This is a genomic window from Terrirubrum flagellatum, assembly GCF_022059845.1.
GTDB lineage: Bacteria > Pseudomonadota > Alphaproteobacteria > Rhizobiales > Beijerinckiaceae > Terrirubrum > Terrirubrum flagellatum.
Map to the genome: position 1 here is coordinate 2,543,378 of NZ_CP091851.1, position 13,336 is coordinate 2,556,713.

Below are 13,336 nucleotides of genomic sequence, written 5' to 3' on the forward strand. Positions count from 1 at the left end.
GATCAAACACGGCGAAGCTGCTTGAGGCCGTTAAGGGCAGCTTCGACATAAGCGTTGAAGCTGTGGTCGAGGGGAACGGTTACGCCACTCTCCCAGCGCAGCATGAAGTGCCGATTCGCAAATTTCCGCTTGTAACGGTGAAGATGCGGAAAGGAACTCTCATCGATTGCGTCAATCTTCTCCCGCATCGCATCGGCCCAACGCGACGCATCCTCGGCGGGGAGATTGGCGAACTCCATGGTGACGAAGCCAACCATAGACGCGATCACCACGTCGAACGCGCTTAGCAAGCCGTCTCCTGAAAATCCAGCCTCACTCAACGCCTCGACAATTCTGTCCACCAACCCAAAATCGACGCCGGCGTTGGAGACCAGTTGCGCGCCTATCAGCGGCGCGATGTTAGGATGCTTCCGGATGGCGGCGCGATATCGCTGGAAGAGTTCGGTCAAAAACCGTTCCCAGTCGCGGGGCGGCGCCGATGGCATGAGAGCATTCAGCGCAAGGCCGACCACCTCCGCCAGGAGCGCATTTTTGTTGGCAACATACCAGTAGATCGCTGTTGGATAGACATCGAGATCCTGGGCGAGGACACGCATGCTGAAGCCGTCGAGCCCATGTTTGTCGATCAGGTTGAGCGCGGCCTGAAGCACGATCTCCTTGCTCAATCCTTGCCCGGCGACGGAGCCCCTCTTTGCCTTGCGCGTCTTTGACAATTGATCGCCTCTGCTGCTCACGGCCGCGTCGTCATCGCCGGCTCGTCTTTTGATTTGCACCGATTTGTCCTTGCGCGCCACTGCTTGTATATCGTACAAGAAAATCGTTGTACATTGTACAGGATACGGCGCATTGGCTCAGTCCTCCTCGGTCTCACTTGCACCGTTCTCTGTCGTGGACGCATTCGCTATCGCGCGCGCGGATTACATCAAAAGGAACCCGCGCAGTCAGGAGCGCCTCCTCGCAGCGGCAGACGCTATGCCCGGCGGCAATACACGCAGTTCGCTCTATCACGACCCGTTTCCGCTCTGCATGGTTCGCGGCTCCGGTTGCAGGCTGACCGATGTCGACGGTCACGAATACATTGATTTCCTCGGCGAATTTACGGCAGGCATTTTCGGACACTCGCCGCCGGCCTTGATAGCGGCGATCAAGACCGCTCTCGATGACGGCATCAACCTCTCATCACATAACCAGATCGAAGGCCGATTGTCGGCGCTGATTTGTGCGCGGTTCCCGTCCATGGACCTGCTCCGCTTTACCAATTCCGGAACCGAAGCCAACCTGATGGCGCTGGCGGCCGCCGTAGCGTTCACTGGAAGACGCAAGATTCTCGTTTTCGAGAACGGCTATCATGGCGGCGTCCTCACTTTTCCCAAGGGCGGATCGCCAGTTACGGTTCCCCATCAGTTTCTTGTTGCGCCCTATAACGACCTCGCGGCAGCAATGGAGTTGATTGATGCGCACCGCTCCGATCTCGCCGCTATTCTGGTCGAGCCAATGCTGGGCGCAGGCGGGTGCGTTCCCGCGACATGCGAGTTTCTCGCGTTGCTTCGCGACGCCGCGGACGATGTAGGCGCGGTGCTGATCTTTGACGAAATCCAGACATCGCGACTGTCGGAAGGCGGTCGGCAGGCGCAGATTGGCGTCATCCCGGATATGACGACGATCGGCAAATTCTTTGGCGGCGGGCTCGCCTTCGGCTGTTTCGGCGGACGACGCGACATCATGGCGTTGTTCGATCCGCGCCGTCCGAACGCGTTGACGCATGCCGGCACATTCAACAATAACACGCTGACGATGGCGGCCGGCGCCGCAGCCGTCAGCACGCTCCTCACACCCGAGAATCTCGCTTCCGTGAATCAGCGAGGCGACGTCTTCCGCGATCAGATGAATAATGTGTTCGAGTCCCTCGGTGCACCGTTTTATGTGACGGGACTTGGTTCATTGATGAACATCCATCCGAAGCCGCATCTCGGAAGCATCGAGTTGTGGCGGAAACTGCTGTTCTTCGATCTCGCGGAGCGAGGCGTCTATATCGCCGCGCGTGGCCTGATCGCGCTGTCGTTTCCAATCGGTGACGACGAAACGGCGATGTTCCTGGAGGCTCTCCGTGGTTTTGTCGATCGGCGCGCGGCGCTTTTCCAGTTAGCAAACGCGGATGATCCGTCCGCCTCGCCGCGCAGCCTCGTCTGCGAGCATGTGAACCATGAGCAACTCACCCTTTAAGGGGAACGTTCAGACCGTCCTTGGACTGATTGATCCGGCGGATGTTGGGCCGGCCCTGATGCATGAGCATCTCATCATTGATCTCAACCCTCCCGGCGCGCGTCACGGGTTTTGGGCGAGCGAGGCGACGGAAGGCGAGATCGACATCTGCAACTGTTTCAAGATTCGCCAGGGCCAAGTCTATAATCGGCTCAACTTTCGTCTTGATCAAAAATCCGTCGCTGCGCGCGAACTCGCTGAAATGCGCGCGGCCGGCGGTCAAACCTTGGTCGAATTGACCGTTGGCGGACTGAAGCCAGATCCTGGAGGACTCGTGGAAATCGCGCGGGCTTCAGGCGCGCATATTGTAATGGGCTGCGGACATTACGTTCACGAGTATCAGGACCATGCCAACGCCGACCGATCCAGCGACGATTTCGCGGCCGAGATCATTGCACAGATCACCGAGGGTGCATGGGGGACATCAATCCGCGCCGGGATCATTGGTGAAATTGGCTGTCAATCGCCATGGACCGATCAGGAAAAGCGTGTAATGCGCGGCGCGCTGATCGCGCAGGCTGAAACCGGCGCGGCGCTCAATGTTCACCCGGGACGTCACGCGGATCAGCCGCAGGAGGTCGTCGACTTCGTCAGAACCTCGGGCGCGCCGATCGACCGACTGATTCTCAGCCATATCGACCGGACGATCTTCGACGCGGGCCGGCTGCTGCGGCTAGCGGACACAGGCTGCGTCATCGAATTCGATCTGTTCGGCTGGGAGAGCGGTTACTTTCCCGCGCCGGATGTCGAACTGCCCAATGACGACATGCGGCTTCGCTGGATTCGAACGTTGATCGCGCATGGTCATCTCGATCGGGTACTGATTAGCCACGACATCTGCACGCGCACCCGTCTCATCCGCTATGGCGGCCACGGCTATCAGCATATTTTTGCGAATATTCTGCCGCTGATGCGCCGTCGCGGGTTCAGCGAAGCCGAAATTGATGCCATCATCGTCCAGAACCCTCGACGATTGCTGACGTTCGTCTAGGGTGCGTACTCAATAAAACCCTTGCGAGTTGAATCAGTTGTTGATTCTCTGCCGTATGATTTGAAGGCAGAGACGATGCGATCCAATCTGTTTTGGCTGAGCGATGATCAGTGGGCTCAAATTGAGCCGCACCTGCCGACTGATGTGCGCGGAAAGGATCGTGTTGACGATCGCCGGGTGATCAGTGGCATCCTGCACGTCCTCAAAAGCGGCTGCCGATGGTGTGACTGCCCGCCCGAGTACGGCCCGCCAACAACGATCTACAATCGCTTTGTTCGTTGGGCGGAACGCGGCGTATGGGAAAGGCTGTTCCGCAAGCTTGCCGCGCGCGGTCGATCGACGGAAACCCAAATGATCGACTCGACCCATATCAAGGCTCACCGCTCGGCGTCGGGCGGAAAGGGGGGGAGCAAAAGCAGGCAATTGGCCGCTCGCGCGGCGGGCGAAATACGAAAATCCACGCAATCGCAGATGCTAAAGGCCGTCTTCTTTCCATCCTTCTGACCAGTGGCGAAGCGCACGATTGCCCGCCGGCGAAGCGCTTGATCCGTCGCGCCAAGCCGGCCAGAAAGCTGCTCGGCGACAAGGCCTACGACAGCGCCGAATTGCGGAGCTGGCTCAAGCAGCGCGGATCCAGAGCTGTTATTCCCAACAAGTCGAACCGCAAACAACCATTCACCTTCGACAGAATGTCTTACAAACAGCGACACCGCATCGAGAACGCCTTCTGCCGCCTCAAGGATTTTCGCCGCATCGCCACTCGCTACGACAGACGGGCCAGAAATTTCCTCGCATCCATTTGCCTCGTCGCCGCCGTCGCGTGGTAGATTTTATGAGTCGCGACCATAGTGGAACAACCACCTCTGCCGCGCCGTCGCTCGATCCACCCTTTTTCATGGAACTTCCTCTCGTCGCGGAGATATCTCGTCCCGCTGGCCAACTGGTAGCATCTGCTTGAAACAGGCATTAATTACTTCGGCTTCTTGATCTCGTCCGTGACTGGCGGCGCGACCAGTTTACGCTTGCGTGCGAGCTTTTCCTCGTCAGGCGCGTCAACGCTGGCCAAGTGTTATTTGACCGCCGCAACTGCGAGATCTTTCGCCCGCGCCGCGCCGGCATTCCGCGCCGCGTCGTAGTCGCGCCTGGCCTGTTCGCGAGTTAACTGATCTGGTTTGGCGCGCTTACCCGACTGCACGTCCGGCATCTCGATCGCCTTCCGCGCCTCGGCGCGTTCGAGCTGGCGCTCCGCGCCGCTGGTCGAGGCGACGGCCTTACGACCGCTGACGTTGCTGAGGCGCCCCACGCGGTCCACTTCCTCGCGATGGGATTGATCGAAACTAGCGCGGGCGTTCATGCTGCGACCGACCCCTAAATTCTTTCGATCGGCGACGTCTTGGTCTCGTGCCGCCCTGGCCGAGGCGAGACCCAAAACGACCAGCTGACGGATCGCCTCACGTTGGTCCGGAAGGGGGCATAGGTGAGCGCGCCAAGCGTCGACGGCGTCGAGCGTGGGTTGCTCGAAACCAACGACCTTTTTGATCATGTTGCCAGTTGGCTGAGGCATCCCAACTTCTCACATGTTTGGTCGCGGCTCTCCCATATAGCACAAATTCGCGACAGAAGGCTCACGCGGCCCAAGACTGGTGTTTGCTTCCCATTTGTCGACAATGCGCATCTATTGTCTCGTCGACGTATGCGGCCTGGGGCGCAGCCGACTCGGGAGGAGATAGTGCCTTTCTATGAGATGTAGGTAGGATATCTAAGTGCCCCGACAGCTGGCTCGTCTGCTCTATCATTTCATGGCGCACGGGTCGTGCCGGTCTCATGCGGCACGACCAGGCTTCCATCACGCACGGTGTTGGGCAGAGCGACGTCTTCAACGCGTGCCGCTGCCAGATCTCTGCTGCGTAATTTGCTGTCGAGCGCAAGATTAAGCAACGCAACATCTTGTGCTGTTCCCAACATTTGCAGACTCGCCCGAATGCTCCATACCTCTCGTGGCTTGAGGGGCCGTTTCTGGCCGACTATGTGACCCTCTTTCCAGACTGACATAGCTTTTCTCCCACGCCACCCGCCGCATCTTCAACGCACCACCGAGCAAACCAGTAATCCTCAAATTTTGTGTTTGCTGTCGCAGTCAATGCGTCACGCAAAAAGGCACGCCATCGCACAGAAATTGATACAAGCTATCCGGCGTGCGCCCGCTAGGTGCTAACAATCCAATAGCATCCGATAACGCGCCCTCAGCGGCCGAACTGATTTCAAACGATGTGTAGAAGGTCGAGTCGGCTATTCAGCGCATCGAACGTGCCGCACATTGTCGATTAAAAGTTCGTCCTTGTTGATTGCTTTGATTTGCATTGTAAAGAGCTTGGATTTCCCGGCCAGCGGGTCGATCTCCCAAGCGTTCGAGCAGACCATCTCGATCCTTATCACTTGGGATTTCGTCGAGATGCCTTGCACGCCGCATCTGTCGTCTCCGCGCTTGATCAAAGGGGCTAGCTTACCGTCTTGACGATTGTTGAAGTCGATAGTCACTAGCCTCAGAGAGTCGCGCGCCCGACAGTCATGCGCCGCCCTCGCCCATTGCCCCTGAATAGGATCATCGACAGCAAATGCAGTCGAACTCACCGTCACGGGCAGCGCCATAAGGCCAAGGCGCAAGACGTATCGGAGCATCTAGATTGCTTTCGCGCGCGCGATGTCGAGAAGGCTTTGCCGAGTGCGAGCCCCATCTGGCGCAACCTGATTACCTACCGGAGTTTGAGGATCTCGCATACAGCGAGTATCAGCAATAATGGCCCTCCAAACCCGCCGAGGTCTGGCGCCACGTCGGCGAGCACCAAGGACGGGCTCGGCAGCCTTAACCCGCTCGGGTGGAACCGAGCGGGCTCGGACAGATTGCTCCAAAAGAGAGGAGCTCTCAGCACTTCGATAGTTCCACGGCAGAGCTGGAAGCGATATACGAGACACTACCGAGCACGAGCACTATCTGCGCAAATGATGCTGTCGATATCGCGCCTAAAGAAGGGATGGGCGAGTGGAGTGTGATTTTCGCTGGAGCAACGTCGCCGCCGGCAGCTTGACTTGCTCGACGGAACTCGACTTTGCCACACTACTATTTAGAATCTTGATCGCCCACATGAAGAGTCCTCTCGTCTTCAAGGGCGCGATCCATCGCCTCGATTGTGGCTTGAATATCTACAAATTTCGCCCGTGAGTCGAAGCCCCGTCCGTCATTTGCAGTTGATAGGATTCTCCCGAGCGCCCGTCTGTGGCCCACCAGCAGAGCACGAGCGGTCGTCAATGTTTCTACATGAGATTCGCTCATGCTCTCCCCTTTCTGAAAAGGCTCCGAGGTGCAAGATGACCCAAATTGAGTGCGCCGAGTAGGATGTCGGCGAGTGGCGGCGTTTTGCGCTACTTTATAATGAGCGGGCGCTCATGTTTGATGCGTGTCGCTAGGGCTTCCTTGCCTTTTTGTGTAAGACCGAGCGAGCCTTCCAAAATCAACCCTTCCTTTCGAAGGCGAGCGGCATGGGACGCATAGCGCCCAAGAGTAGAGTTTGTCCCTGTGCGGCTGCCAAGAAAGCGAAGAGTCTTATAGCTCTTTGCTGAGAGCAAAGCCGGCGCGTCGATGTTCATTCGGAGATTCCTCTGATTTTGCTAGGCGCAGCTGGGCAAACAAAGACCGTCGCGCCCAATATGGCTTGGGCTCGTTGATCGGCTGTCGTTGCGGCGAGAGAAGAAGCGAAGTTCGCTTGCCGTCCAATTGGACGCGTTGACCTTCTGCCCTTACACGCAGCTTGTCACTCTAAATTTCAGCTGGCCGTCGAATGTCGATGTGTCGCCCATCGGAAGCCGTGCTCCACATATCGTTGGCACTCGCGACGAAAGAGTGCTAAAGTGGGAAATCGGTTGTCTGCCTGACCGAGCCTGCGCGCAGTTCGCCTTGCGAATGCGTTCGCAACCAATGGAACAACATGACATTCCGGCCTCTGCACGACCGCGTCGCTGTTCGTCGACTCGAAGCCGAAGAGAAGACCAAGGGCGGCATCATCATTCCGGACAACGCCAAGGAGAAGCCGCAGGAGGGCGAAATCGTCGCCGCAGGCTCGGGCGCCAGGGATGAAACCGGCAGGCTCGTGCCTCTTGCGGTGAAGCAGGGCGACAAAGTGCTATTCGGAAAATGGTCAGGCACTGAGGTCAAGATCGATGGGCAGGAGCTCCTGATCATGAAGGAGACGGACATTATGGGCGTCATCGGCTGACGACGTTTCTTTTCCGTCTCTCGTGGGTCGCACCGCGAGCGTGTCCGAGTTCTCGCAATTAGGAACTTCTTAGTTCAGGAGAAAATTTATGGCCGCCAGAGACATTCGCTTTTCATCAGACGCCCGCGATCGCATGCTGCGCGGCATCGACCTTTTGAACAATGCTGTGAAAGTGACCCTCGGCCCTAAGGGGCGGAATGTCATTCTCGACAAGTCATTTGGCGCTCCCCGCATCACCAAGGATGGCGTCGCCGTCGCCAAAGAAATCGAACTTGAAGACAAGTTTGAGAATATTGGCGCCCAGCTGGTGCGCGAAGTCGCGTCGAAGACAAACGACGCCGCAGGCGATGGCACGACGACCGCAACGGTTCTTGCCCAGGCCATGGTCAAGGAGGGCGGCAAGCTGGTCGCGGCCGGCATGAACCCGATGGACCTGAAGCGCGGCATCGATCTCGCCGTCGCGGAAGCCATTGGCGACATCAAGAAGCGGTCCAAAAAGATCGCCTCCTCAGAAGAGGTCGCCCAGGTCGGAGCCATCTCCTCGAACGGTGATAAGTCAATCGGCGACATGATCGCGAACGCGATGCAGAAGGTCGGCAACGAGGGCGTCATCACGGTTGAAGAGGCCAAGACCTCCGACACCGAGGTCGACATCGTCGAAGGCATGCAGTTCGACCGCGGCTATCTCAGCCCCTACTTCATCACCAACGCCGACAAGATGGTCGCCGAGCTTGAGGACCCCTACATCCTCATCCACGAGAAGAAGCTGACCTCGCTGCAGCCGATGCTGCCGATCCTCGAGGCTGTCGTTCAGACCGGCAAGCCGCTCGTGATCGTCGCTGAAGACGTGGAAGGCGAAGCGCTCGCCACCCTCGTCGTCAACAAGCTGCGCGGCGGTCTGAAGATCGCGGCCGTGAAGGCTCCGGGCTTCGGCGATCGTCGCAAGGCGATGCTGGAAGACATCGCGATCCTGACCGGCGGTCAGATGATCGCGGAAGATCTCGGCATCAAGCTCGAGAGCGTGACGCTCGCCATGCTCGGCCGCGCCAAGAAGGTGCGCATCGAGAAGGAGAACACCACGATCATCGATGGCTCCGGCAAGAAGAAGGACATCGAAGGCCGCGTCGGCCAGATCAAGGCGCAGATCGAGGAGACCACCTCGGACTACGATCGCGAGAAGCTCCAGGAGCGCCTGGCCAAGCTCGCGGGTGGCGTCGCGGTGATCCGCGTCGGCGGCTCGACCGAAGTCGAGGTCAAGGAGAAGAAGGACCGCGTGGATGACGCGCTGAACGCCACCCGCGCTGCGGTGGAAGAAGGCATCGTCCCCGGCGGCGGCGTCGCCCTGCTGCGCGCCAAGGCCGCGGTCGCCAAGCTCAAGTCGGACAATCCCGACGTGACCGCCGGCATCCACATCGTCGCCAAGGCTCTCGAAGCGCCGATCCGTCAGATCGTCGAGAATTCGGGCGTCGAAGGCTCGATCGTCGTCGGCAAGATCCTCGAGAACAAGTCGGCCACCTTCGGCTTCAACGCGCAGACGGAAGAGTATGTCGACATGCTCACCGCCGGCATCGTTGACCCGGCCAAGGTCGTGCGCACGGCTTTACAAAACGCAGGCTCCATCGCCGGGCTCATTGTTTCAACCGAGGCGATGATTGTCGAAGCTATGAAGGACAAGCAGTCGACCCCGACGCCTGGCGGAATGGATTATTGATGAAACTGGCGCTTCGATCTTGCGTGATTTGGAGATGGGCAACCGCCTGTCCCCGACTTTACGCGAGAAGCCGTCGTTAAATGAAGTCACTCGATATCAAGCAAATGCGTGCGCGGAGGGCTGATTGAGCGACGAAGCGCCAGAAACCAAGACGGCCTCGGAGGCGCAGAGGACTGCAAGGCTGGATGCTGCTCGCGCCACGATCGCCGACCGAGATGCGGAGGACAGGCGCTTTTTTGGGCCTTCGGGAGCGGCAGGTCCATGTCGACATCTTACGGAGTGGAGTTGCGCTTGCGGTTGGGCTGGGTCCGTGAAGGCCCTTAAATTCAATGATCGAACGATGCTGCCGAGCTGCCCAGCCTGCGGGTCGATCAACCGACTGGCCGCCAAGACAGCGAAATGAAAAAGATGGATCTCAATCGGTCCCGGTCTCCGAGGGAATGGCGCGTGACCTTCGATGCTTTCCGAGCACGCTTCGTTCCATATGCGCCCAATGACGACCTATTTCGTCCCAGCTGGCTGTCTCCGACAGGCCATCCAACGCCGCAATTCGCCGCCGGCCATCTTCTTCTGCGCCAAACACCCTCAGATCATGCAATATCTGAACGGTGGACGGCAACTTGAGTTTGCGGCCAAATCGAAAAGTGTCTCTCATCTCGTACTCTCCCTGCGAACAAACGTGGCTTGTGAGTACAGGTCCGCTCCAATGATGTCATCTTCACAGACCCTTCGATCGCAAGCTTCGGCGCGCGAACGCATCCTGTAATTCGGCTTGCCGTTGATAGCGGGAAGCCTCGCCAGAATTTCGAAGCCTCCGGAAAAGAACGGCGTCGGCGCAGCTCGGTCCTTGAGCATCACAAGCTGCCCAACAGCGTAAGAGTGCGCGGGGGGTGCTGCGGATTGTCCATCGGAAGTCATCTCAGCTCCAATCTTTGGCGCAAGGGCTCAATCAGCCGAGCGCGCTAGAAGAACGAACGGCTCGCTCGTCTCACTTCCTTGGATTTTGGAAAGGCTCGGGCGCTGTCAAATGCAACCGTACCGTCACCACATATGAACGATAGTCCTTAGTTTCAAGGAGGCTTGCTGACGGCGTCGCATCGGCCCGAACCGCCACTCATCGAACGCAAACGGGCCGCCTTGCGAAGGGTCGCGCAGATTCGACGCTCGTGCGGTTTTGCCGACAGACGACCGACCAACGTCTGATTGGCGCTAAATTGCCTGATCGAGGATCGATCGATAAAGCGCGAGGTAGCGATCAGCCATGCGATCGACAGTGAAGCGTGCGGATACAGCCGCCCGGCAGGCGGCGCGATCGATGTCTCCAATGCGCCCGATGGCGTCCACCGCTTCGTCAACGCTGTCGACCAGGAATCCCGTCACACCATGATCGATCAGCTCCGGCATCGATCCCCGCCTGGCGGCGATGACCGGCGTGCCGCAGGCGAGCGCTTCCACCACCGAAAGCCCGAAAGGTTCTTCAAAGTTCACGAGATGGAGCAGCGCCTTCGCTGAGCCGAGCGCGGCGGTGCGAGCCGTCCCGCCCAGCGGTCCGCGATAGGTTGCGAAACGCCCGTCGAGCGCTGGCGCTACCTGCGTTTCGTAGTACGCCTGATCCTGCACGATGCCGGCCATGACCAATCGTCGTCCCGCCCGACGGGCCGCCGCGATCGCCTCGACCGCGCCCTTGTCTGGATGGATGCGGCCAAAAAAGAGCAGGTCGTCGCCGCCTGCTGGATCGAATGGAAAGTCGCCGAGCGGGACGCCGTGATGGATGGTCGCGCCGTAGCGCAGGTTCGGATGGCGATCAGCGTCGCTGATCGCGACATAGCGGACGCGATCTTCATACGCCTTGAAGGCGGGCACGATCCGCTCCGATGAGAAGCCGTGGATCGTGGTCACCACCGGCGTCTCCACCAGCCGCGAGAAAGCCAGCGGAACGAAGTCAGCCTGATTGTGAATAAGGTCGAACTCATTCGCGCGCTCGAAGACATGGGCGACGTGCAGCATCTCCCATGCCTTGGCGTCGATTGCAGGGTCTTCCGAATAAGGCGTCGGACAGACGCCAGCCAATGTGGCGGAGGTTCGACTGTCCAATGTTGCAAATAGCGTCACATCGACGCCGCGTGCGACAAGCGCCTCCGTCAAGAGGCTCGTCACCAACTCCCATGGGCCGTAGTGGCGTGGCGGCGTGCGCCAGGATATCGGGGCGAGCATGGCGATGCGCATACGCTCATCTATCCACGGTTCGCGATGGATCGGCGGCAAGGACCGCGCCTTCATCGCCGCGCAGAAGCAAGCTCCCGCCTTCGGGCCGAGGCGTATCGTCGAGAGTCGACGCCAGAGATCGGCAGCTATGCGCCCAATCCGGCAATGACAGGCGCTGCGGCGATTGTCCTAGATTGAGCGCAACGATCATTCGCTCCACACCTCGCCGGCGCTCATAGGCGAGCACATCGCCTTCGGAGTCGAGCAACGCGAAATCGCCCGCGGCGAGAGCTGGATGCGCGCGTCTGAGCGTCAACAGTCTTTGGTACAATGTCAGGATTGAATCCGGCTCCCTCGCCATCGTCGCGACGTTGCGCGTCCGCCAGTCTGTGTTGAGCGGGAGCCACGGCCTGGCGGCGCTGAAGCTGGCATGCTCGCTTTCGTCCCATGGCATCGGCGTGCGAACCGGATCGCGTCCCAGACCCAACCCGGGCTCGCGCAGCTCGCGCGGATCCCGCACTTCGCCAATAGATATGGGGATATCGTTCAGGCCAAGCTCGTCGCCGTAATAGAGCGTCGGCGTTCCCCGCAGCGTCAGCAGCAGCATGGCGGCGACGCGCGCCTGGGCCTGGCCACGTTTGGCGGCGACGCGCGGGCGATCATGGTTGCCGAGCACCCAGTTCGGCCATGCGTCTGATGGCAGCGCAGCTTCATAGTCAACAATCAGCTTCGCGAGTGCGCGAGCATTCCATGGCGCGTCGATCAGCTGGAAGTTGAGGGGCAGATGCATCTCCGGCCGATCTTGTCCATAGTATTGCATCAGCCGATCAACGGGCAGGTAGATTTCACCGATCAGAACGCGCTCGACCGCTCCGTTCGCTGCATAACGATCAACGAGGGCGCGCATATCTGCAGCCACCCGGTGGATCTCGGGCTGATCGGTAGAGTGAATCTGCAGCAGCCGATGCATCTCGCCCATCTCGGGCTGATAGGCTGGATTTGGCGGATTGTCCGGAAAATCCGCCGATTTGATCAGATGCCACAAGACGTCGATGCGGAAACGGTCGACGCCGCGATCGAGCCAGAACTGCATGACGTCATGCATCGCCAACTGCGCGGATGGATTGTGCCAGTTGAAATCTGGCTGCTCCTTCAGAAACGCGTGATAGTAGAATTGCCCCGTGACTTCGTCCCATTCCCATGCAGAGCCGCCCAAATCACTGATCCAGTTGTTGGGCGGCCCGTCGTCAGGCGCCGCGTCACGCCAGAGATACCAGTCGCGCCTAGGGCTGTTGCGCGACGATCGGCTTTCGCGAAACCAGGGATGCTCGCTCGAACTGTGATTGGGTACGAAATCGAGCACAATCCTGACACCGCGCCCATGCGCGGCAGTGAGCAGCCGATCGAGATCTTCAACCGTCCCAAAGACAGCGGCGACATCGTAGTAGTCGGAGATTTCGTAGCCGAAATCCGCCATCGGTGACGGAAAAAACGGTGAAATCCATATCGCGTCAATCCCAAGCCAGACGAGATAGTCGAGCTTCCTTTCTATCCCGGCCAAATTGCCTACGCCGTCGCCATCAGTATCGCAGAACGAGCGTGGATAAATCTGATAGATCACGCAGCTCCGCCACCACCCGAAACGGTCTGAGGCGTTGGCGTCGACATGGCTTTGAACCGTTTGATCTCCTCTTTCGACAGTATGTGTTTCACGGCCTTCGGAGCGAACTGGTTTCGCCTGGAGCTCTCGTGCCGGTGATTGGCATGGACGCCTTGATGGCAAAGCGGACGTCGAGCTCAAATCTCGACCTCACGATTGAGTTCATCTCGCTGAAGAGCGAGAAGTAGCGGCTGACACTGACACTTTAATGTGTGAACCAGCGCCAAAGCCTTACA

The 13,336-nt window shown here is 59.0% G+C and carries 12 protein-coding genes; 5 read left to right on the plus strand and 7 right to left on the minus strand.

Annotation, left to right across the window (positions count from 1 at the left end):
- Positions 1-2 precede the first annotated feature (2 nt).
- Positions 3-794: a TetR/AcrR family transcriptional regulator gene (locus tag L8F45_RS12360; protein WP_342363161.1), complete on the minus strand. Its 792-nt coding sequence runs from the start codon at positions 792-794 to the stop codon at positions 3-5.
- Between L8F45_RS12360 and L8F45_RS12365 the strand changes: the two genes are divergently transcribed.
- From L8F45_RS12365 to L8F45_RS12375, 3 genes are all read left to right on the plus strand, one after another.
- Positions 778-2,223, plus strand: a complete 1,446-nt coding sequence (locus L8F45_RS12365; protein ID WP_342363162.1) for an aspartate aminotransferase family protein — start codon at positions 778-780, stop codon at positions 2,221-2,223. The two genes, L8F45_RS12360 and L8F45_RS12365, sit on opposite strands and share 17 nt — an antisense overlap.
- Before the next feature lie 58 nt (positions 2,224-2,281).
- Entirely contained in the window at positions 2,282-3,253 is a 972-nt protein-coding gene (locus tag L8F45_RS12370) for a phosphotriesterase family protein (protein WP_342363433.1), read from the plus strand.
- 75 nt (positions 3,254-3,328) lie between these two features.
- Positions 3,329-4,080, plus strand: a protein-coding gene (locus tag L8F45_RS12375; protein WP_342363163.1) for an IS5 family transposase whose coding sequence is annotated in 2 segments (ribosomal slippage) — positions 3,329-3,668 and positions 3,668-4,080 — 753 coding nt in all. Because the reading frame shifts where the segments join, the coding sequence is not laid out codon by codon here.
- A gap of 242 nt (positions 4,081-4,322) precedes the next feature.
- On the opposite strand, the gene L8F45_RS12380 is transcribed toward L8F45_RS12375, so the two are convergent.
- The 4 genes from L8F45_RS12380 to L8F45_RS12395 all read right to left on the minus strand — a co-directional run bounded on the left by L8F45_RS12380 (position 4,323) and on the right by L8F45_RS12395 (position 6,898).
- Positions 4,323-4,796 carry a hypothetical protein gene (locus L8F45_RS12380; protein WP_342363164.1) on the minus strand — a complete coding sequence of 158 codons (474 nt, stop codon included), beginning with the start codon at positions 4,794-4,796 and terminating at the stop codon, positions 4,323-4,325.
- 254 nt (positions 4,797-5,050) lie between these two features.
- On the minus strand, positions 5,051-5,218 hold the full coding sequence (locus L8F45_RS12385) for a hypothetical protein (protein WP_342363165.1): 168 nt from the start codon (positions 5,216-5,218) through the stop codon (positions 5,051-5,053).
- A 324-nt stretch (positions 5,219-5,542) separates the two neighbouring features.
- Positions 5,543-5,932, minus strand: coding sequence for a hypothetical protein (locus L8F45_RS12390; protein WP_342363166.1), 390 nt, complete (start codon positions 5,930-5,932; stop codon positions 5,543-5,545).
- A 741-nt stretch (positions 5,933-6,673) separates the two neighbouring features.
- Positions 6,674-6,898, minus strand: a complete 225-nt coding sequence (locus L8F45_RS12395) for a hypothetical protein (RefSeq protein WP_342363167.1) — start codon at positions 6,896-6,898, stop codon at positions 6,674-6,676.
- A gap of 338 nt (positions 6,899-7,236) precedes the next feature.
- On the opposite strand from L8F45_RS12395, the gene groES reads away from it, so the two are divergent.
- Both groES and groL read left to right on the plus strand, forming a co-directional pair.
- Positions 7,237-7,524, plus strand: coding sequence for a co-chaperone GroES (groES, locus tag L8F45_RS12400; protein ID WP_342363168.1), 288 nt, complete (start codon positions 7,237-7,239; stop codon positions 7,522-7,524).
- A gap of 88 nt (positions 7,525-7,612) precedes the next feature.
- A complete protein-coding gene (gene groL / locus L8F45_RS12405; protein ID WP_342363169.1) occupies positions 7,613-9,235 on the plus strand; it encodes a chaperonin GroEL in 1,623 nt (540 codons plus the stop codon).
- Positions 9,236-10,444: 1,209 nt separating this feature from the next.
- Here the strand turns inward: groL and L8F45_RS12410 are convergent.
- The gene (locus L8F45_RS12410; protein ID WP_342363170.1) at positions 10,445-11,461 is read right to left on the minus strand and encodes a glycosyltransferase family 4 protein; all 1,017 of its coding nucleotides are present in this window, start codon (positions 11,459-11,461) and stop codon (positions 10,445-10,447) included.
- A 4-nt stretch (positions 11,462-11,465) separates the two neighbouring features.
- Positions 11,466-13,061, minus strand: coding sequence for an alpha-amylase family glycosyl hydrolase (locus tag L8F45_RS12415; RefSeq protein WP_342363171.1), 1,596 nt, complete (start codon positions 13,059-13,061; stop codon positions 11,466-11,468).
- Positions 13,062-13,336 lie beyond the last annotated feature (275 nt).

Bases quoted from the DNA above. Each gene is read 5' to 3' on its own strand.
- L8F45_RS12410 (WP_342363170.1), bottom strand. From the start codon at position 11,461: ATGCGCATCGCCATGCTCGCCCCGATATCCTGGCGCACGCCGCCACGC.
- groES (WP_342363168.1), top strand. From the start codon at position 7,237: ATGACATTCCGGCCTCTGCACGACCGCGTCGCTGTTCGTCGACTCGAA.
- L8F45_RS12395 (WP_342363167.1), bottom strand. From the start codon at position 6,898: ATGAACATCGACGCGCCGGCTTTGCTCTCAGCAAAGAGCTATAAGACT.
- L8F45_RS12390 (WP_342363166.1), bottom strand. From the start codon at position 5,932: ATGCTCCGATACGTCTTGCGCCTTGGCCTTATGGCGCTGCCCGTGACG.
- L8F45_RS12370 (WP_342363433.1), top strand. From the start codon at position 2,282: ATGCATGAGCATCTCATCATTGATCTCAACCCTCCCGGCGCGCGTCAC.
- L8F45_RS12380 (WP_342363164.1), bottom strand. From the start codon at position 4,796: ATGATCAAAAAGGTCGTTGGTTTCGAGCAACCCACGCTCGACGCCGTC.
- L8F45_RS12385 (WP_342363165.1), bottom strand. From the start codon at position 5,218: ATGTTGGGAACAGCACAAGATGTTGCGTTGCTTAATCTTGCGCTCGAC.
- groL (WP_342363169.1), top strand. From the start codon at position 7,613: ATGGCCGCCAGAGACATTCGCTTTTCATCAGACGCCCGCGATCGCATG.